The organism is Bartonella rattimassiliensis 15908 (assembly GCF_000278215.1).
GTDB lineage: Bacteria > Pseudomonadota > Alphaproteobacteria > Rhizobiales > Rhizobiaceae > Bartonella > Bartonella rattimassiliensis.
The window spans coordinates 1-21,336 of the sequence record NZ_JH725067.1 but is presented as its reverse complement, the minus strand read 5'-3'; the positions used below and the strand labels follow the sequence as shown (position 1 = coordinate 21,336).

The 21,336-nt window shown below is 36.3% G+C and carries 12 protein-coding genes and 1 pseudogene; 8 read left to right on the top strand and 5 right to left on the bottom strand.

All coding sequences use genetic code 11. The features are described 5' to 3' along the window. The 7 genes and pseudogenes from MCY_RS05940 to MCY_RS09130 form a co-directional block, all read left to right on the top strand. On the top strand, positions 1-1,410 hold a 1,410-nt coding region (locus tag MCY_RS05940), incomplete at its 5' end, for a BID domain-containing T4SS effector (RefSeq protein WP_007347473.1). Between the two features lie 323 nt (positions 1,411-1,733). Further along, the gene (locus MCY_RS05930; RefSeq protein WP_007347472.1) at positions 1,734-4,967 is read left to right on the top strand and encodes a BID domain-containing T4SS effector; all 3,234 of its coding nucleotides are present in this window, start codon (positions 1,734-1,736) and stop codon (positions 4,965-4,967) included. A 577-nt stretch (positions 4,968-5,544) separates the two neighbouring features. Beyond that, a complete protein-coding gene (gene murJ, locus MCY_RS05925) occupies positions 5,545-7,116 on the top strand; it encodes a murein biosynthesis integral membrane protein MurJ (protein WP_007347471.1) in 1,572 nt (523 codons plus the stop codon). Between the two features lie 60 nt (positions 7,117-7,176). Then, positions 7,177-8,247: a tryptophan--tRNA ligase gene (gene trpS / locus MCY_RS05920; RefSeq protein WP_007347470.1), complete on the top strand. Its 1,071-nt coding sequence runs from the start codon at positions 7,177-7,179 to the stop codon at positions 8,245-8,247. A gap of 49 nt (positions 8,248-8,296) precedes the next feature. Further along, positions 8,297-8,788 (top strand): universal stress protein, encoded by a 492-nt coding sequence (locus MCY_RS05915; protein ID WP_007347469.1) that lies wholly within the window; start codon positions 8,297-8,299, stop codon positions 8,786-8,788. A 59-nt stretch (positions 8,789-8,847) separates the two neighbouring features. Next, positions 8,848-9,426: a NifU family protein gene (locus MCY_RS05910; protein ID WP_007347468.1), complete on the top strand. Its 579-nt coding sequence runs from the start codon at positions 8,848-8,850 to the stop codon at positions 9,424-9,426. Positions 9,427-9,492: 66 nt separating this feature from the next. After that, positions 9,493-9,756 (top strand): annotated as a pseudogene (locus tag MCY_RS09130) (NifU family protein); the annotation flags it as partial. Positions 9,757-10,766: 1,010 nt separating this feature from the next. On the opposite strand, the gene MCY_RS05905 reads toward MCY_RS09130, so the two are convergent. Beyond that, positions 10,767-11,102 carry a zinc ribbon domain-containing protein YjdM gene (locus MCY_RS05905; protein WP_007347467.1) on the bottom strand — a complete coding sequence of 112 codons (336 nt, stop codon included), beginning with the start codon at positions 11,100-11,102 and terminating at the stop codon, positions 10,767-10,769. A gap of 1,558 nt (positions 11,103-12,660) precedes the next feature. Beyond that, on the bottom strand, positions 12,661-14,289 hold the full coding sequence (locus tag MCY_RS05900) for an alpha-D-glucose phosphate-specific phosphoglucomutase (RefSeq protein WP_007347466.1): 1,629 nt from the start codon (positions 14,287-14,289) through the stop codon (positions 12,661-12,663). A 218-nt stretch (positions 14,290-14,507) separates the two neighbouring features. Here MCY_RS05900 and MCY_RS05895 point away from each other — a divergent pair, with 218 nt between their 5' ends. Next, positions 14,508-15,032: a peroxiredoxin gene (locus MCY_RS05895; RefSeq protein ID WP_007347465.1), complete on the top strand. Its 525-nt coding sequence runs from the start codon at positions 14,508-14,510 to the stop codon at positions 15,030-15,032. A gap of 1,472 nt (positions 15,033-16,504) precedes the next feature. On the opposite strand, the gene MCY_RS05890 is transcribed toward MCY_RS05895, so the two are convergent. From MCY_RS05890 to pyrF, 3 genes are all read right to left on the bottom strand, one after another. Then, positions 16,505-17,056 (bottom strand): hypothetical protein, encoded by a 552-nt coding sequence (locus MCY_RS05890; RefSeq protein WP_007347464.1) that lies wholly within the window; start codon positions 17,054-17,056, stop codon positions 16,505-16,507. Positions 17,057-17,761: 705 nt separating this feature from the next. Then, entirely contained in the window at positions 17,762-19,249 is a 1,488-nt protein-coding gene (hisS, locus tag MCY_RS05885) for a histidine--tRNA ligase (RefSeq protein WP_007347463.1), read from the bottom strand. A gap of 782 nt (positions 19,250-20,031) precedes the next feature. Continuing rightward, positions 20,032-20,877 carry an orotidine-5'-phosphate decarboxylase gene (gene pyrF, locus MCY_RS05880; RefSeq protein WP_007347462.1) on the bottom strand — a complete coding sequence of 282 codons (846 nt, stop codon included), beginning with the start codon at positions 20,875-20,877 and terminating at the stop codon, positions 20,032-20,034. Positions 20,878-21,336 lie beyond the last annotated feature (459 nt).

Genomic DNA, 21,336 nt, shown 5'->3' with positions numbered 1-21,336 from the left:
CCTACTTCATCAAAACCTCCACGCATGAAAGACAGAGTGCAAAATGACATAAAAATCCAAGAAAACTCCTCCACTCACACAAAGGTTGCACCACCGCCCCCTCCACGCATAAGAGCTAGGGAACAAAGCAAACAAACAGTTCAAGAGAACGATCCCCCCTATGCAATGCCTGCGCCACCAAAACCTCCACGCTTGAGAAACAGAGTGCAAAATGACACAAAAATCCAAAACTCTGACGCTCTCTCCCCAAGTGTTAGACCCAAAACATCATCACATGTGAAAATCAGGCAACAAAGCAGTTCATCATCACAAGACAGTGAATTATATACATCTAGAAAACATGACCGTATAGGAAACAAACAAAAAAGCGACTCTGTCATCCAAAAAACGACCTCCTCCCAGACATCAATTGAACAACCAAACCCCTCTCATAGACAAAAAACATCTTCGAATAAAATGGAAAGAGAGCTATTGCTTTCAGCATATCAAGAAGAAATACGATTCTTGTGCGAAAAGGTTTATGGCAACCGGCTTATTTTAAACGAAAAAATAGAAGAACTCAAAGAAAATCCTGATATGGGCGACCAGCTCTTATGGGATGTTACAGAAAGCCCTAAGTCTATTTCTAAGCTTGCTGGTAGAAAAGTTTTTGGCATAAAAAATAATGCACGTAAACAAGCTGAAGAAACTCTTCCTGCTCTATGTGCTGCCATTAACGGTTATGTATATACTTCAAAATATACAAAAATTGAGAATACTTCACCTGAGCTTCATACAGGACAAGGATACCAGCGACATGCGCAAAAGGAAGAGTCAATAAATCAACAGTTACAAAATCCGCTCCATTTAGAAAAGAAAATAAAACCTCTCTCAAATAAGGAAATTGCTCGTAGAGTTCAAAAAGATCCATCGGTTCAATATGGTCAAAGAGAGATACAATATTGGTGCCAAATTGTTTATAAAGATCCATTTATTTTGCAATATAGAATAGAAGATATACAAAAAATTCCAGAGATGGGAGAAGAGCTTGTATTTCAAATTGAAAACAATTCTACATCTTTTGCTCCACTTGCTGGTAAGCAAATCCTTGGCGTAAAAAACGAAGCACGCAAAGCTGCTGAAGAAAATCTTCCTACCCTTTGTACTGCCATTAAGAATTATGCTGAAACTGTAAAACAGGCAAGAGAAAACATCGTGCAACACCATCAAGAACAACAAAAGCGCCATCAACCGTTTACCGAAATAGATAAAAAGCAACAGAAGAACCTCTCGCAGTCCCCTCAGTTTCGTGAGCTCTCCACGACAAAACGGCATTTCGAGATTGCTGAAGCTTCTACCCAAGAAGATCCCAAATTGCTCCCTCTTCGATCAAGGCGAACCGAAACATCAAAAGCAATGGGTTGGTCCTGATAAACCTCTTCCTCGTTAGCTTATACTATATAATATAAAGCTTTGATGTAATTATTCAGATTGCATCACAGACGGTATATAATATACAGCGAACTCTGGATAAAATACCTCATCATTTGACACAACTCATTGATAAAGTTCACTGATAACACTTCATAAAAATCATAAATATTGACCTTGTTCCCTGCGAACAAAGCAACGTTTTTTTAATCATTCCAATTAGCTTCTTTTTTGAAGGAAATTCCATGAAAGTAATATAAGGCAAAAAATATAAAAAAGAAGCTTTTAAAAAACAAATACTGAAAACTTGAAAGGAAATATACATGATAGAAAACACAGATCATTGTGCCACTTCCCCACAGGAAGAATTGCAAGAACAACATCCTGCAATGAATAGCACCATTTCTAAGCAAATCAATGAAGCATCGCAGAGTTTCTTTTATCCCAATAGCAAAGTGCTAAAAAATAAATACCGCATCACAGATCAAAAAATATTAAAAGAGCGCTGTTCTGATGATGTAAAAAAAGAAATGATCAAACTGCGCCAAGAACCTCTACCAGAACAGTTTAATTCCTCTTATCTAAAATATCTTCACCAACGCCTCTTTTCCCATGCATTTGAATGGGCCGGACATACCCGCGAAGCACCTTTTATATTTGAAGATAGTAGCATAGCCTTTATGCCAATTTTGAAAAGAAAAGGATTTACCAAACCTTTTGCTATTGGCAAAAAAATACAAGAGGGACTAGAAAAATTAGATAAAACACTTGCTGAAAAAAATAATTTAAAAGGTTTAACCCGCGAAGAATTCGTTGAACATGCTGCTGAACTGATGATCAATTTGCATCACTTACACCCTTTCAGAGAAGGCAATAGGCGTACAAAGAGACTTTTTGTTGAACAACTTGCTAAAGCAGCAGGGCATAAGCTCGATTTTTCTCTTGTAACCAAAAAACGCAAAGACTTCGTCCGTACTGCCGCCATGGAGCATAACGATCCAGAACCTATGAAACATCTGCTTGAGGACATCTCCAACCCAGAAAAATTTCTTATTTTACAAGAATTCACTCACTCTATGAGAGAGCTTGGCTTGGATGAAAAAAATTATCGTCTTGCTGTCGTCGCAAAAGAAGGAGAAACCTATCATGGTACCTATAGAGGCAGTGGCCCCAATGGCTTCATGATTGATGTTCAGGGGACTTTCATTTTGGGAAATAAAAAAGATCTCACCCCAGAGCAAATACAAGCATTAACAATTGGGGAATCCTTCTCCTTTACAGCGCCAAAGGCTCAAAGACCAGAAAAAACCCAGCGAAAGACATTGCTTCCAGAAGAAAAAAAAGCGGTTCTTACAAACAATGAAATAATTGAAAAGAGCAAAGATAACGCATCCATTCAAATAAAGAGAAAAGCACAAGCCCATTTTGCACCATGGATTACCTCTCATGCTTTACATGACAGCGTTAAAGCTATGCCTCAGAATCTGCAAGAGAAAGAACAAACGACAAAACCAATGGCTCAATCTGTTTCCTCTCTGAGGCAAACGCAAAAAGATTTCCAAGAAACGATTTTACAGACCAACAATATAGTGTCGAATGATCAAATATCTATCCAAATTCCAAAGGAAAAACGCTCTGATCATCCACAAATAGAAAAACAGCCCCCTAAAAAAGCAATGGTATATTGGAATGTTGCAACAAAAAAAATGGACACCATCCCTTCGCCCTCAATGGATACTTCTCCTCTCTCCCCACACGAGCAATTATCCTCATGGCCTGAAACCGAAGGAAATAATACAAAGCACCGCAATTTCTTTTACCCAAACAGTATCACCTTAAAAAATAAATATGGCATCCAAAACTCTGAAAAATTAAAAGTGCAATGTGCACATGATACAGCAAAAGCACTCATTCATCTACGCCGAGAAGCACCACCACAAAATCTAACCTCTGCATATCTCCAATATATTCATCACACCCTGTTCAAAAATACTTTTGAATGGGCCGGACACACCCGTGAAAAACCGTTTACATTTGAAGATGGCACAGTCGCTTCTATGCCTAATATGAAAAAAGATGGTATTTCCTTTGCTTCAGAAAAACAGATACCAAAGAGTCTAGAAAATTTAGACAAAATACTCGCTGAAACGAATAATTTAAAAGGCTTAACTCGTGAAACATTTGTTGAACAAGCCACTGAAATGATGATACAGCTAAATTATACACATCCTTTCAGAGAAGGTAATGGACGTACACAACGAATGTTTTTTGAAAAACTTGGGCAAGTTGCCGGTCACACACTCGACTTTTCTCTGATCACAAAAAAACGCATGAATCTTGCCAGTATTGCATCGCTACACCACAACAATAAAGAAATGATGCAACATCTATTTGACGATATCTCCAATCCAGAAAAAACACTTATTTTAAAAGAATTCATGGACAATATGAAAACTATTGGACTTGAGAGCATAAATCATCGTCTTATTATGACAGCGCAAGAAGGGCAAACCTATACAGGCTTTTACAGAGGCAGTGGCCCCAATGCCTTCATGCTTGATGCCAACGGAACTTTTATCATAGGAAATAAAAAAGATCTCACCCCAAAGCAAATAAAAACATTAAAAATTGGTGATGCTCTCTCTTTTACAGCAGCAAGAGCTAAACAGCAGCAAGAAGTTCTTATCCCCGCAGAAAAAATAGCCCCCCTTACAAACAATGAAATAACTGAAAAAATTAAAAGCACCGCATCCATTCAAGAAAGAAGGAAAGAAATCGAAACTTTGTGCAAAATCATTTATGGCAATCGTCATATTTTACAGGAAAGAATTGAGATAATCCATAAAAATCCCTCTGAGGCAGAACAGCTCGCCTATCAAATTGCAACATCTCCTCACTCTATTTCTAAGCTTTCTGGTACAAAACTATGTGGCATAAAAAATAACGCACGCGCCCATGCTGAAGCCAATATTTTACCCCTCTGTAGAGCCATTGACCATTATATCAATATTTTTAAACAAACAGAAAGAAAAATTCTCCATGATCATCATGCACACCAAAAACGCTGTGAACAATCAGTAAAAATGCCAGGGATATGGATACAAAATCTCCTTTCCCTGTCAAAAGAACAGCAACAAGAAACTTTATCAAACTCTCCTGAATTAAGGGGAGAAATAAGGACTTATATCAGAAAAATCAATGAACGCTTATCATCAAGCGACCATGAAGCTATAAAAGAAAATAATCACGAAAGACTTGCTAAGAGTCTTGGCACATCCGTTAACAAAGCAAAAGAGATTATAGAAAACGTAAACCACATAAAAGAAATAGAACAGCAGATAGCACCCGTCTATTTTTATAACCACAAATTCTATGAGTACACAGCGCCAAATCGGCATCAATCTATACAGAAAAACAATGACATCAAAAATTCCAACACTCTTGATAAAACAATCATTCAAGCACAGAAAGCAACACACAACGTCAGACATCATGACAAGAGACAAGAAAATATCCACCCCCATAAAACGGAGCAGGCAATCGCTATGAAGAGCTAAAAGTTCATAAGTTTTAACTTTTTTCATTCTCTGCTAAAAACGATTGCCCCCTTACCTTCATCGGCAAAACAATCGGACATCAAGGAGAATGAAAACCATAAGAATATATGAAAACTTTATTTCATTTTCTCAGATTTTGTTCTCATCAGCTGTGAAAGAAACCTGAACGAGGAAATGAAAGGATAATTTGTATCATCACTGTCATCTTTTATGGTGATACAAGAATAGCAAAACACTCTTGAAATATCATTTTCCTATTCACAAAACATCACTACCCTATAAAGAAATCTTTATCCCCTCTCAACTGCTATACTATCGCCTCCATATTTAAGCTTGAAAAAGAAATTTTAATTATTTTATGGCAACAATAAAAATTGTAATGCAACAATAAACAAGGAGCATTAAAAAGTCTTCATGCATCATTGTTGACAGAAAGATAAACACCGTCGTAAAATTCTGCAAAAATATATTCTTGTATTAGTTACCGATCATATTTTCACGATTTAAAACGGTTTATTTCTCCTATCATCGCTTTTCTTTAACAAACTGGTATATATAACAAAGCCGATCTATTTTTATGACATTGATTAAAAAAATTGCAACAGTTGCCTCCGGAACTCTCATGAGCCGTATTTTTGGGTTTGTACGCGAAATGCTTATGGCAGCAGCACTAGGAACCGGTCCTGTTTCTGATGCTTTTAATGCTGCTTTTCGTTTTCCCAACACATTCCGTCGCTTTTTTGCTGAAGGAGCCTTTAGTGCTGCTTTCATTCCTCTTTTTGCAAAAAAAATCACGGAAGATGGTCAAGAAACTGCCTGCAAATTTGCAGAAGAGGTCTTTGGCATTCTCTTTTCGCTGCTATTATTATTAACGATTGCCATGGAACTCAGTATGCCTTTTTTGGTACGAACCATTATTGCTCCAGGTTTTACTGAAGATGCAACAAAATTTAACGCCACAGTTCATTTTACTGCGATCATGTTTCCCTATTTAACATGCATGTCCCTGTCCGCCATGATGGGGGGCATGCTCAATGCTCTGCGACGCTATTTTATTGCTGCCATTGCCCCACTCTTTTTAAATATTATTCTGATTTTTGTACTTACCTATGCTTGGATCTATCAACTTGACGCTTGGCATATCGGCTTAAATCTCTCTTGGGGTGTGTTAGCCGCAGGGCTTATTCAACTCATCTTAATTTCCATTGCTTTGCGTCAAAGTGGCATGAAAATTTCCTTCCACCTCCCCCATTTAAGCCCTAATGTTCGCAGACTGTTAACCTTAGCATTTCCTGCTGCCATCACGGGAGGCATCACACAAATTAATTTGCTCATCAATACCAACATTGCTTCTAGTCAATCTGGAGCTGTCTCTTCTTTGATGTATGCTGATCGCCTTTATCAATTGCCTCTAGGCGTGATCGCTATTGCTGTTGCAACCGTTCTTTTACCAGAATTAACCCGCGCTTTGCGAAGCAAAAAGCATGAAGAAACCCACTATTTGCAAAATCGCTCTATTGAATTAACGCTATTGTTAACACTCCCAGCATCCATCGCTTTTTTGCTGCTTTCCGCTCCTATTGTCAGTTTGCTCTTTGAACGTGGCCAGTTTACCAGCCAATCAACACACCACGTTGCACAATTACTGGAACTCTATGGGCTAGGACTTCCAGCTTTTGTTCTCACAAAGATCTTTATTCCTAATTTCTTTGCTCACGAAGATACCAAAACACCGATGATTTTTACAGGCATTTGTGTTCTCATCAATACCGGTCTTGCCTTAACATTATTTCCTATTCTATCCGCACGAGGTATTGTTATTGCTGAAATTACCTCTGGATGGGTCAACACAGTATTGCTTTTGGGTGTTCTTATCAAACGCGGTTATTGGCAATACGACCTCCAATTGATCAAGCGAATATTATACCTCCTGATCGCTTCCCTTTTGAGTACTCTAGCTCTCTATTATGGATTGAATGTGTTTGGATTTTTGTCTTTTCCTTTATCCTCACAAGCCTCCTTTTTCTTGCGTGCTATCACCTTAGCAGGAATCATGCTCAGCATATTTTTGATCTATTTTAGTGCCTATTTTTTATCTGATACCCGTTCTTTTTTTCACATTCTTAAAAATTTGAAAAAACGCACATAATATTTATACTTTGTCAAAAATAATAACATGAATAACCCTAATTGAAGAAAGAACACTCCTATGAATACCTTCACACCACTTGTCTTTTCCGGCGTACAACCGAGTGGTCAATTACATCTTGGCAATTATCTTGGTGCCATTCAGCATTGGATTGAACTGCAAAACTCTTATCACTGCCTCTATTGTGTTGTGGATATGCATGCACTCACCGTTAATCCAGATCCCCTTAATTTACAAGAATCCACCAGAACAGTGACAGCAGCCTTTTTAGCTGCCGGTATTGATCCTCAAAAACACATTATTTTTAATCAATCACGTGTTTTTCAACATGCTGAACTCGCATGGATTTTTAATTGTGTTGCCCGTATAGGCTGGCTTCAACGCATGACACAATTTAAAGATAAAGCAGGAAAAAATCGTGAAAAAGCATCCCTTGGGCTTTTTGCCTATCCTACTTTGATGGCTGCTGATATTTTAGTTTATCGTGCAACGCATGTTCCAGTGGGTGAAGATCAAAAACAACATATTGAATTCACACGCGATATTGCACAAAAATTTAACAACGACTATGCACAGCGTATTGCTGAATTAAACTTTGGCATCTCTATCCCAACGGATCAAGAAGAAAGACAAGGCTTTTTTCCTCTTCCAGAAGCGCTTATTGGAACAACAGCCACACGTGTTATGTCCTTGCGCGACGGAACAAAAAAAATGTCCAAATCAGATCCGTCAGATTTTTCACGCATTAATTTAACTGACGATGCTGATCTTATTGCAAAAAAAATACGCAAAGCCAAAACAGATTCTGCTCCTCTTCCCGATACTCTTACTGCTTTAAAAGAACGGCCAGAAGTTGATAACCTTCTTGGTATTTATGCCGCCTTAGCCAACGTCAGCAAAGAAAAGATTCTTTTAGAATTTTCTGGTCAACAATTTTCGCATTTTAAAACAACCCTAGCTGACCTTGCCGTCCATAAGCTTTCCCCCATAACACAAGAATTACGTCGGCTTCATCAAGAAAGGAGTTACATTGACTCTGTTTTGCATGATGGTGCTAAACGTGCTAGTATGCTCGCAGAAAAAAATATGAAAAAAATTCGTGAAATTGTTGGATTTTTGCACGATCTATGAAAACCATTAAAGAGCCCAAAAAATCACTTGTACAAAATAGAGAAAATGCATGATTTCTACCCCCCAAAATCCAAAAAAACAACCTAAGAAAAAAAACTTAGTTATTATTGATGAAACACCAGAATGTCGGCGTGCTGTTGCATTTGCTGCACAACATGCCCAAAATACCAATAGAACATTGGTCTTGCTTTGTGTCGTTGATAGTGCAGAATTTCAACATTTTCTGGGTGTAAACAATGTTATGCGTACGGAATCAACGCAAAGTGCTCATAAAATGTTAAGAGACATTGCCAATGAAGTTCACGCCTCCCATACCCTTGAAACAGAAACTGTCGTGCGTGAAGGAAAAAAAATTGATGAAATTTCCAAACTAATTGATGCGGATAAAAGAATTGCACTGATTGTTTTAGCAGCCAGTGGACATACAGAAGAACCAGGCCCTCTGATCCAATTAATTGGAAATAAAGGAACTGCTTTTTCAATTCCTGTCATTGTTATTCCCAGCAATCTTGCTGATGAAGATATTAAATCGATTGCCTAAAAAATATAATATTTTAAATGTAATGATCTTTCTAATCCTTCAGTATAAAAGGAGATCCTATGTTTATTCAAACTGAAACCACTCCAAATCCTGCAACACTTAAATTTCTGCCAGGTCGTGTGGTTCTTTCGGAAGGCGTGTTAGAATTTCGTGACCGTGAAAAAGCAACTAAAGACTCACCTTTAGCGGCCAAACTGTTTAATATTCCTAATGTCAATGGTGTCTTTTTAGGCTATGACTTTATCACTGTAAGCAAAAAAGGAGGAGAATGGCAACATCTCAAGCCCATCATTTTAGGTACAATTATGGAACATTTTCTGTCCAATGAGCCCGTTATCACCACCAATGCCACAACACAAGCCCATGCCCACGCCCTTAACGAAGAATTTTATGACGAGAAAGATACTGATATCGTTCTAACAATTAAGGAGCTTCTCGAAACACGTATTCGCCCTGCTGTTGCCAATGACGGTGGTGATATTACTTTTCGCGGATTTGAAAATGGTATTGTTTATCTCAATATGCGAGGTGCCTGCGCTGGATGTCCTTCTTCAACAGCAACGCTCAAACATGGTATTGAGAATCTTTTACGCCATTTCATCCCTGAAGTATTAGGTGTTGAAGCCATGCCACAATAAAATTCAACTTCAATATACGAAATGACTGCGCCAATTACCTTGCTCAACGGTAAAGCCACAACATAAGCCCATGCCCACGCCCTTAACGAAGAATTTTATGACGAGAAAGATACTGATATCATCTTAACGATTAAGAAGCTTCTTGAAACACGTATTCGCCCTGCTGTTGCCAATGACAGTGGCGATATTGTTTTTCGCGGATTTTAAAATGGTATTATTTATCTCAATACGCGGGGCATCTGCATTGGTTATCTGTCTTCAACGATAATGCTCAAACATGGTATTAAAAATCTTTTACACCATTTCCTTTCTGAAATGTTAGGACGTTGAGGCCATACGACTAAAAATACAGTACTATTTTAAAATTTGTATAATAATAATAGTTTCACTCACTTTTCACCCACCACCACAGGTGCCTTCAAAAGGTTTCAGAATCTCCATGAAAAGGCATAAATTGTTTCCACGAACTACCCCTGCATAAACAGAATAAAACGCATAGGCGTGTACTTTAAATTTATTTTTTCTTCATAATCTTATCATGCAATTTTTACCTCTAAAAACACAGACCTGTTACCCAAAAAAAACCATCGTAAAACAAAGCGCACGCTTATCCCCTTTATTCATAATTTTCAGTGCTTCCAATGATAAATTCATGCAAAATATTTCTGTAGCACCACCAATCGACAACAATTTTAATGAGAATCCTACAAAGACAGCCTCATATTTTTATCTATTGCATTAAATCAAAATCATTTGCTGACACATCACAAACTAGATAATAATAAAAACTATTTTTAAAATAGCTCTTATGAGCACTTTGTAATATAAGGACTGTTGCAACATTTAAAACTTAAGGCATGACGGTTACACACTTCTTAGTATCCTACCGACCTTTTCCCATTTTTGAGTTAAGCATTCCCCTTCTAGCACCTTCGGTCTCAAGTCCATAAAGATGGCGCAAAAGATATAGACAAGTATTTGTAAAAATAAATAAATTTAAAGTTAGATCTCTTATAATTATTTTGGAAATTATCGGATAAAAAGTGAGAATATTTTGTCAATTCAACGGGAGTAAATTTATCATTTTACAGCATTGTTCTCCTTATGAAAGCGCATACTTTTATTATTTCTTATAAATCAACATCTTCTACATAACCGCCTATCTAAAAAAAGACAGAATCGGTATTTCCCTGCTCTACTTTCTATCTCCAAATACAGGCAAACATATTGCGCCTATCTGATTAACGTAATCTGTGAAAAAAATACTCCATTGAAGAAGAATACAAAAGTGTAAAGATAAAAAACAAGAAAATGCAAAAGCAATTGCAGCACAAATATGTCTAAACTTTTTTAACAAACGCCGCCTTTAAACTCATCTGACCAAATCCTGGAATTTTGCAATCAATATTATGATCCCCATCCACCAAGCGAATATTCTTTACCTTAGTCCCACCTTTTAAAACAAATGAAACACCTTTTACTTTCAGATCTTTTATCACCATAACGGTATCTCCATTTGTCAAAATCTGACCATTAGCATCATAAATAGCGTCAGAAAGAACAGAAGCGTCGTTCTTTTGTGGCCACTCATGTGCACATTCAGGACACACAAAATTTTTATCATCTTCATAAGTATAAAGACTATTACAACGAGGACATTTGGGATATTGTTTCATAAATTTCCCTTTTTACAAAAAATCATTCATCGTGGATCATAAAGTAGGAAATGCTGATTATCCATTATTTTAGAAAAATATTTCCCTTTGTTTCATCCCTATCTACCAATTATATTCATGAATGCTCTCATCATATACAATACATTAATTGATAAGAATGATGAAAATCTATAAGGATAATTGATCATTGTACAATTTAAAGAATTTCTCGCTTATCATAAAATTTACTCACTTACATTGTCTTTAATAAACCGATAAAAATCATTTCCTTAGTACATCATAACTGAAATTAATGAAGAGGTAAAAAACAATTTAAAAAAAGACCATCGCTTAATAAACATTCTCAAAGAGCTAAGCACGATTGAACATTGAGCGACAAGAAAGTTATTCCTCAAACTTAACCTTTTATTTAAATCCCAACTTTTATTCAAATAAAGATAACAGTCACAATGATATAGACCATATTTGTTTATAATCACTGTTAATTGTTTTGTATGTTGAATGAGTGGACATAAATATCGTAAGATTCTTTCGTTTCAAATTCTCTTATATTAGATCCACCAAAGCCTTTTGCTTGCATGTTAGAAATGAGAAGAGCCGTGTAAAACGATTAAGAAAAACTAAAAATATTTATAATAAACGCTCTCAAATGCAAAGTTCAACATTTGGTGCTAACCAATCGTGTGATGATTGTCCCTCTCTTATCAGCATAAAAATAAACACCTCTATAAAGTTTTATTCTTTACGAGGCTTTAATCCTTATATCCTTCACGACCGCCATATACCTTGTACGAAAAACAGAACGCCATTTGTTTGCACATTCGCGGACTTGTTTTAAAGAGACATCTCTCAATGCATCCAAGCCTATTTCACGACAACGGCCATAAATAGTATAATAATAAATCCATTGACGCCCCCTATTTTTACGCTTATGAGCAAATTGGCATCATCCCACTATTTACCAACTCTTAAGTGTTTCGATAATCCTTGGCATTTGAGAGCATTCATAAGAGATATTTTTACTCCTTTCCTCTAGTAATTTTACCTCACATAAGCCCCGCTGTTAATATACAAGTGAGTGATTTAAATTGATTTAAATTGATTTAATTTAAGCAGTGTTACAATAAGAAAATTCTACGGTATTCGAGACTTTACATCAAGTTAAAAATTGATAAATTATCATTATAAATCAATTTATTGTCCTTCATAAGCAGTATTTGTAAGATAGGCTTAAATATATTGAAAGCAGCTTTTTTAAAACAAGCATATGAAATGCACAAAAACGATAGTGTTCTGTTGTGCATAAAAGCATCTTCACATTTTTATCAAACCATTAGGCATAAATTCATTGTGGACATAACCCCATTGACCATAAATGCTTCTATTACACTTCCTTATAATTTCCTCTAGCACTTTGTTTTAAGAATCCAATCAATCCACAAAGACAAAAAGAACGAAGCGCACCCGAAAATAGAGTTAAGCGCTTTCTCATGGCCAATAAAATCACATTCCCTGCGATCTATATCCTAGTATTTTGACACAAAACATTCCCATGATCTCATGTGATAATATCAGGGCGGTTTCGTCCCAATTCTTGTTGTATGTTTAATAGTTTTAGTGCTACCTGTTGCAAAGGTTGGAGAACATCTTGTGGATTGAAATGGTGTTTGCGCGGATCAACTTCATATTTTTCAAAATAAAGTCGTAAAGTAGCGCCTAGCGTCCCTGTTCCCGATAAACGAACCACCAACCGTGCTCCATTTTCGAAAAAAATACGGATACCTTGGCGCGTACTAACGCTCTGATCAATAGGATCATGATACGTAAAGTCGTCTGCTTTTTTGACCAAGAATCCAGCAATTTTAGTTCCTGGTTGTGGTAAATGCACACGCAAATGCTCTATAAGTGCCAAAGCTTTCTCTGCGTCAACTTCTTCATAATCATGACGTAATGCGTAAAAACGCCCATAGCTATGCCAATGTTGTTGAACAATTTGTGCAACAGTTTTCTTAGTTACTGCTAAAAGATTTAACCAAAATAAGACAGCCCATAAACCATCTTTTTCGCGGATATGATTAGAGCCTGTTCCAAAGCTTTCCTCACCACAAAAAGTTACTTTCTCGGCATCCAAAAGCGTCCCAAAAAACTTCCACCCTGTTGGTGTTTCAAAAAAATTAAATCCTTTTTTTTCAGCGACCAGATCAGCAGCACGCCCCGTTGGCATAGAACGTGCTATCCCCACAACACCTTTCCGATATCCTTTAATAAGCTGTGCATGTTCAGCCATAATAGCCAAAGAATCTGAAGGCGAAACAAATTGTTGACGACCAATAATAAGGTTACGATCTCCATCACCATCAGAGGCAGCGCCAAGGTCTGGACCTTTCTCTGACATCAATAACTCATAAAGATCCTTTGCATAAACCAAATTGGGATCTGGATGACAACCTCCAAAATCTGGCAAAGGTATACCATTGACCACTGTTCCTTCAGAAAACCCTAAGCATTTTTCAAAAATTTCATGGGCATAAGGCCCTGTCACTGCATGCATAGCATCAAACCGTAAAGTAAGACCTTGAGCCCCAGCCTTGGCAATGCAATCGAAATCAAAAATATCCTGCATCAAAGCAACATAATCAGCAACAGGATCAATAATATCAATCCGCATATTTCCCATAAAGGTCGTCCCTTGTTTATCTAAATCAACATCTGGAGCTTCAAAAATTTTATAAAAAGAAAGACGTTGCGACGTTGCAAAAATAGCATCACATAACGAATTAGGTGCAGGACCGCCATTAGAAATATTGTATTTTATTCCACAATCTCCCTCTGGACCACCAGGATTATGGCTTGCAGAAAGAATAAGTCCACCATGGGCATGGTATTTACGAATAAGATGCGAAACAGCAGGTGTAGAAAGAATACCGCTCCTCCCCATTTTAACACAAGAAACACCATGCGCCGCCGCCATCTTCAACACAATCTGAAGGAGAGTACGATTAAAATAGCGCCCATCCCCCCCAAGCACCAACATTTTTCCTTCAAGAGGTCCAATATTTTCAAAAAGAGCCTGGATAAAATTTTCTACATAATGGGATTGTTGAAAAACAGACACTTTTTTACGCAAACCAGATGTTCCTGGTTTTTGACCCTTGAAAGCCGTGGTCACAACTGTCTTTATGGACATGTGAATACCTTTAATATTCTTTCTTTTCATTTTAAAGTCAAGAATATCCAAAATCGACCATTAATTCTACTTGACGCAAGTGTGAAATATTTGCACACTTATTGTAAATAAGATTTTTTAAAGAAGCCCTTTTATTTAAAACAATCTTTCCCATATGTTTTAAATATAAAGGTTGTTTTAAAACAAAATTTTCGTAAAAGAAATACAGGAGCATCCTTATGATGAAAAAAACAGTTCCCAATGTAACATTCCATACACGTGTACACGATGAATCAATGGATGGAAATAATCCTTATCGTTGGCAAGAAGTTCACAGTGATTCTTACTTTAAAGGAAAACGCGTTATTCTTTTTTCTCTTCCCGGCGCTTTTACCCCTACTTGCTCAAGTTTTCAGCTGCCTGATTTTGAAAGCCTCTATGATGAATTTAAACAAGCTGGTATTGATGAAATTTATTGCCTCTCTGTCAATGATGCTTTTGTCATGAATGCTTGGGGAAAAGCACAAAACATCAAAAAGGTAAAATTAATTCCTGATGGCTCTGGTGAATTCACGCGCAAAATGGGTATGCTGGTTGCAAAAGACAATCTTGGTTTCGGTATGCGCTCATGGCGCTATGCAGCTATTATTAATGACGGTGTGGTGGAAAAATGGTTCGAAGAAGCGGGTTTTTCAGATAATTGTGCAACAGATCCTTATGAAGTTTCTTCACCACAAAATGTTCTAAAAGCCTTGAAAAGCTAATTCTCCCTCCCAAATCATCTATTCAAACAAAATGTTATGGCACAAACTTTCTTTGTAAATTTGTGCCATTTATATTTTTTAAATCATCTATTCGTGAAGCCAGATACGATAAATTTGTTATACGTTTTCGGTAATAAAATATTTCAGCAATAGTTTTTTCAAGAGGAGATTTGTGTTTAACTTCTTTGTAAAAGCTTGGAAAATTTCCAATAAAAATCTGAACTCATTGTGGCAAAAGAATAAAGAGTTAAAAGCTGTTGCATGTTATCAAAAAATGATAATGTAATTGTGAACTATTTCAATTCATGCAAAACTCTCTGAAAAATATTAAGAGTTGACGTATAAATGAACGATACAAGCTCAACACTAAAGCCTTATATTAAACAATGATTTAATAAAGATAATTTATCGCTTTTTCTATAAATGAGAAAGCTGAGTATCTATAAGATTGCCTTATTTTATTTCTCTTATATTGTCATCATCAAGCTTATTTTCTTGACTCATTACACGTTGGATTGACATATAAATAAACAATTAAAAAGTAAAAGTCCTTCTTGTCCACACTTTCAAATGCAAGAGTTATGAACACCAATCCTGCAAGGTTCACAAAAGCATGAAGAGAGAACATATAGATCAAACATTTGTTTGAAGAGATGCAGACTTCAAATTAACTTATATCTCATAAAAATAATCAACCATTGCATAACAGCTCTGCATAAATAACCACTTATAAAGCATATTAAATCAAAACAGATCTCATAGAACTCCAATTCAACCCATCATCAACGATTGAATTGCTATTCTCATAGCCATTTATTCTAAACTGTTATTTTTCTCCAAGAAAGTTCATACTTTTGCTAATGCTTATCAATCAACCCCCAATCCCAAAGCATCTATATATTTGAAACAAAGATTGAGACGACTTAGTACTTTATTTCCCTAAAAGAGCGAGATATTGATTTATAAAGATAATTGATCGTTTTTTTCAACGTAAATCAAATCTCCAAATATCGCAAGATTTTCTCCTCACCTTTCCCTCTCATATTGAATTCATTGAAATCATTTGCTTGTAACGTCACAAGCAGGAGCTGGCATGGGAGTAAAAATAAGAAAAGAAAGGCGTAAAAATATCTCTTATGAATGCTCTCAAACGCCAAAGCTTATCAAATATCCAAGAGTACCACAACACCCAGAGCTAGCCCACATCGAGCAAAGTATGTGCTAGGAGTGCTGGTTTGCTCTTTTATTAAGCGTAAAGATAGGAGAATCTATAAATATTCTTCATTGGGGCTTGATCATTACACTCTTCACGCATGACATCATAAAAAGAGATGGATGGAAATTATCATTATACCCTTTACTGGGCACCATCACAAAACGGATATGACACACTTTAAGATATATCACTTAGAAAAAGCACGCGGATATGCAGCACAATGATGTTCTATTTTGCATGAGACAAATGATTAAAACTATCGTTTTTTCGGGTAATCTACCATAAAGCGTGTTTTTATTTCTTCCTCTTCTACCTCTTCCTCTTCATCTTCTTCATCGATCTCAAAATCTTCATCATATTCAGGCAGACCAAAAATATCTGGATTGATGAAATAACAATCTTCTTTTGTCCCCTTCGCTACAATTTTATTCCTTTCTAACTCTTTTATACCTTCTTTAAAGCTTTTAAAATTAAGATATTCTGGTTCTTTAATTGAAAAATCGCAAGTCAAAAATTCCTCAAGGATATCATCGTCTAATGTTATCTGATCAAACCATAAATCCACATCATCTCCTTCGTCTAACATTTTCCCTACCTGCCACAACATCACCAAAAAAGCTTTCATTCCCCTAAATGATAGGCCCAAAACCATACGCCGACATTCAGAAGCACCTGAAAAAGTGATTTGCGGAAAATCTGAAAATGTGAAGTTTGAAGGAGGAAGTTTAAATGACTTTCCAATATCTTCAGGTCTTTTCAAAATAAAGGGGTTCCTTTCATAGAGCAAGGTAAAATCATATTGTGTCATTTTCATTTCTCCATTTAAAAAATGATTTTTATAATAAATTAAATAATTTCAAATATTTATCATTGTAATATCTTACAATTGATCTTCATATTCTCTCCTTAAAACTTGTCTGATTTAAGTTATTTACTATTTTTAAACTTAAAAAAATCTTCTAAAATAAAGTTCTTTAAAGCTCTTTCATCTTGCACGAAATATGAGAAAGTGGACTGCCGCCCCTAAAGCACCAGAAAATATGATACCAGCTAATGAAAGTTCAAAGCTTAAACGCATATAAATGCATCAATATTTCTATAAACTATTGGATTTTCTATACATTATTAGTCATTAATTTTTCTAAACATGGCTGTATAACCCCCTTAAACTCTCCATTTTCCAACATTTTTCTTCACGAAGATATTCGCATTGCGCTCTCTTAGGAAAACAGAGCACTAAACCGTCTCAATCTTTATTTCACACATGCATACGGCTTGGACTTAGACGTTAATTGATAAGCAACAACCAAATCACGCGCTCTTAAAAGAACTCATTTTATGGTTCTCAAAAGCTATTCATTTTCACCTTTTAAAAGAATTTTCTTTTTCTATCGCATAATCGTAAAAATAATGCGATTTTAAGAATATCGAAAAAAATAAAAGACAAGTTTTTAAAATTGAAGAGAAGATTTTAAAGCTTTTTCTAACAATCTTTTTCACAGAACTTTTAGCATCAGCATTTTTGAGTTACCAAAATATCTTGTACGGCTTGAATTAATTGCTCTTCATCAACCATTACTTGTGCGGGGCGACTTTCACGCCATGTTTGATTATCCTTAATTTCATGAGACAAACGCGCCCCCTCGATCAAATCTTTGATCTGTATTTTTCCACTTTCACGTTCTTGTGATCCTTGGATAACTACACAAGGAGCTTTGCGCCGATCTGCATATTTCATCTGCGCTTTAATGCCCAATGCCCCTAAATAGAGTTCCGCACGAATTCCAGCATTTCGCAATTGTATTACCATTTTTTGATAGCGCACAACAGCTTCTGGCTCTTTATCCATCATCAACACCACAACGGGTCCAAGAGTATTTTTCACCGGCAATTTTCCAAGATTTTGCAAAGCAGCAGTCAAACGTGAAATCCCTATTGAAAAACCTGTTGCAGGAATACGTTCCGCACGAAAACGCGCAATCAACCCATCATAGCGACCTCCCCCACCAACAGAGCCAAAAACAACCTTTTGCCCATCATCATTGAGAACATCAAAAAGCAATGTCGCCTCGAAAACAGGTCCCGTATAATATTCCAATCCACGGACCACTGACGGATCAATTTTAATGCGGTTATGATAACCATTGGTGGCAAAGATTGCTTGCATTTCCTCAAGCTCACGAATCCCTTCAAGCCCTTGAGGACTCTGACCAACGACCTGTCTGAGAACCTCAAGTGTTTCTTCTGCCGTTTTCGCATTTACAGTGAGTAAGGAAAGAATACTCTCAATTTCATTATCTTGAAGCTCTGCCCCTTTTGTAAAATCACCACTTTCATCCAACCGCCCCTTTCCTAAAAGCAAACGCACGCCTTCAGGACCAAATTTATCAAGTTTATCCATTGCACGAAGAACAGTTAAGCGCCTTTCAAGCTGCTCCCTCTCCCCTAAACCGATCAACTGCAAAACACTTTCCAGAATTTTTCGGTTATTCAAACGAATGACATAATCGTGCGGCTGAATTCCTAATTTTTCCAAACTATCAGCCGCCATCATGCAAATTTCAGCATCTGCCATAACAGTTTGTGTTCCAACAATATCAGCATCAAATTGCATAAATTGCCGAAACCGCCCTGGTCCAGGTTTTTCATTGCGAAAAACAAACCCCAACCGATAACTGCGATAAGGTTTTGGTAAAGTTTCAAAATTTTCAGCAAAATAACGAGCAAGAGGAGCCGTCAGATCATAGCGCAAAGACATCCATTGTTGATCATCATCTTGCAGTGAAAAAATCCCTTCATTAGGACGATCTAAATCCGGTAAGAACTTTCCCAACACATCCGTATATTCAAAAATTGGTGTTTCAAGTGCTTCAAAACCGTAAAGTTCATAAACCTCACGAATTTTCGCAATCATGGTTTCAGTTGCATACAATTGTGCACTTGGGCGATCAACAAAACCACGGGGTAAACGGGCTCTGGTTTTTTCTTGTTTTAATGACATGTTATTCTCTAGCAACAATATGTGTTTCTGGATAACCCTTATCCTATAGAAATAAACGCTGCAATGACTTTATCGCCTTCAAAGCTTTTAACAACATGTTAGAAGCTTTTATTTTACAAAAAGGATAACCTTATAAAGCATTATTCTAAAAGAATTTACCTTTAAGGAGAATCATACCCTTTAAACGAAAACGCCCCCCAAATGAAGACACTCTCTCAACACTCTTCAGCATCATCTTTTAGCACTGTTTGCATCCTTTTTGCATTTTCTTCTCTATCTGATTTCCTTTGAAAGCAATTTTTAATATATTTCCCATGATTTCTGTATTTTTTCCACCTTTTCTCCAAACACATGCTCACATATTTGATCTCCCCCATCCCAACAGAAAATAAGAAACATCTTGAGAACCTTTAGAGAAGATCACAAGCAACTCTTTGATTTTGATATAAAGCAAAACCGCTTCTTGAAAACAATGCTTTACTTAAAATTTGATAAGCCCTTCCTTATATTTGCCAGCTCTTAGGTGATGCGACATCCCTTGCATTAAGATGGTTCATAAGAGCCATTTTTAATCCTTTCTTATACAAACTTGATCCACACGCACATCCCGCTTGTTATGTGCAAATGAGTGATTTTGCTTGATTCAAGATAGGCAGTTTTTAAATGAGAGAATCTTACGATATTCGGAATTTTAACTCAATATGAATAACGCTAAATTATCATTATAAATCAATTTATTATTCTTGTTTAGAAGAGCCTTCTTTTGATAACTGAGCAAAAAATTAAGATAGCAGTGTATTTTTAGATTGCTCAACAAAGTTATGAATGACATTTTTTAAATCAACACTATTTCTCCCAACCTCCGTAATGGATCTTGAAATTGAAGGAATAATATTTTGCCATAACCTTTGAGGAAACTGCTGAGTTAATTGTGTTATTGTTCCCCCTTGAGCCCCGATGCCAGGAACAAGAAACAGGCTATTTTTTAACTGTTCGATTGTCTCTTTTGCTTCATTTCCCAATGTCGCTCCAATAACCGCCCCGATAGGACCAATATGATGATACTGAGTTGCAGATTGGCTATTATATGCAAAAATATGCTGCGCCAAATGAACAGAAACGGTTTGATCTCCAATGCGAGCATTTCGAATTTGCCTTCCTTCTGGATTAGAAGATTGAACAACCATAAAAACGACTGTTTTTGTTTCTTCTGCAATCTTTATCAAAGGAATGAGAGCATTAAACCCTAAAAAAGGATTAACTGTTATAGCATCTGCTTTGAAGGGGCTATTTGGCCCAAGCCAAGCTTTACCGTAAGCTTCAGCGGTAGAGCCGATATCTCCTCTTTTTGTATCGACAATCACCAATAAACCTTGCTCCTGTGCATTTTCAATAAGTTCTCTCAAAGCCTGAAGCCCTTCCAGGCCATATAACTCAAAAAATGCAGCTTGCGGCTTTATTATTCCCACCTTCCCCACAACTGCTGTTAAGAGAATATCACAGAAATCTTTTAGACCTTTATAATCACAGCTTAGATTCCATGATTGCAAAACTTTATGGCTCGGGTCAAAACCAACACACAGTGGACCATATTTTTCACTATTTTTAAAAAAAGTTGAACAAAACATTTTATATCCTAACACGGTCTCGCTTTAAGCTCTCTGATACAATCAAAAAGAAAAGCATTTGTCAAAATCATACAATACTGAATAATTTATTATCGAATTTTATGATAAAAACGTATTATAAATGCTATCTGCTTTTCATTGTTATTTGAATGTTTATATGCGTTATAATACGTTCCTCATGATTTTCTTTTTACCGTCTGTTCATACATAGCAATCTTATATAAAAAATAATTTACTTGAATCATTGTACTAAACATTCACTTGATATCCTTTTATGCCAAGGATACGCACAAAAAAGCATTTCATATTATTTCATTAAATTACCTCAAGGAACCAAACTGCGCACCTTGATTTCTTCCACGTCTCTTTTTTACGATAAACAAAAAACCCTCTGCACATGCTTTAAACGAAATTTTCAAAGGAAGATGCTTCACCATGATAATCTTGATTTTACTTAAT

Coding starts and splice junctions, on each gene's coding strand:
- MCY_RS05900 (WP_007347466.1), bottom strand. CDS start 14,289: ATGTCCATAAAGACAGTTGTGACCACGGCTTTCAAGGGTCAAAAACCA.
- pyrF (WP_007347462.1), bottom strand. CDS start 20,877: ATGTTTTGTTCAACTTTTTTTAAAAATAGTGAAAAATATGGTCCACTG.
- MCY_RS05915 (WP_007347469.1), top strand. CDS start 8,297: ATGATTTCTACCCCCCAAAATCCAAAAAAACAACCTAAGAAAAAAAAC.
- MCY_RS05910 (WP_007347468.1), top strand. CDS start 8,848: ATGTTTATTCAAACTGAAACCACTCCAAATCCTGCAACACTTAAATTT.
- MCY_RS05905 (WP_007347467.1), bottom strand. CDS start 11,102: ATGAAACAATATCCCAAATGTCCTCGTTGTAATAGTCTTTATACTTAT.
- MCY_RS05895 (WP_007347465.1), top strand. CDS start 14,508: ATGATGAAAAAAACAGTTCCCAATGTAACATTCCATACACGTGTACAC.
- trpS (WP_007347470.1), top strand. CDS start 7,177: ATGAATACCTTCACACCACTTGTCTTTTCCGGCGTACAACCGAGTGGT.
- MCY_RS05930 (WP_007347472.1), top strand. CDS start 1,734: ATGATAGAAAACACAGATCATTGTGCCACTTCCCCACAGGAAGAATTG.
- hisS (WP_007347463.1), bottom strand. CDS start 19,249: ATGTCATTAAAACAAGAAAAAACCAGAGCCCGTTTACCCCGTGGTTTT.
- MCY_RS05890 (WP_007347464.1), bottom strand. CDS start 17,056: ATGACACAATATGATTTTACCTTGCTCTATGAAAGGAACCCCTTTATT.
- murJ (WP_007347471.1), top strand. CDS start 5,545: ATGACATTGATTAAAAAAATTGCAACAGTTGCCTCCGGAACTCTCATG.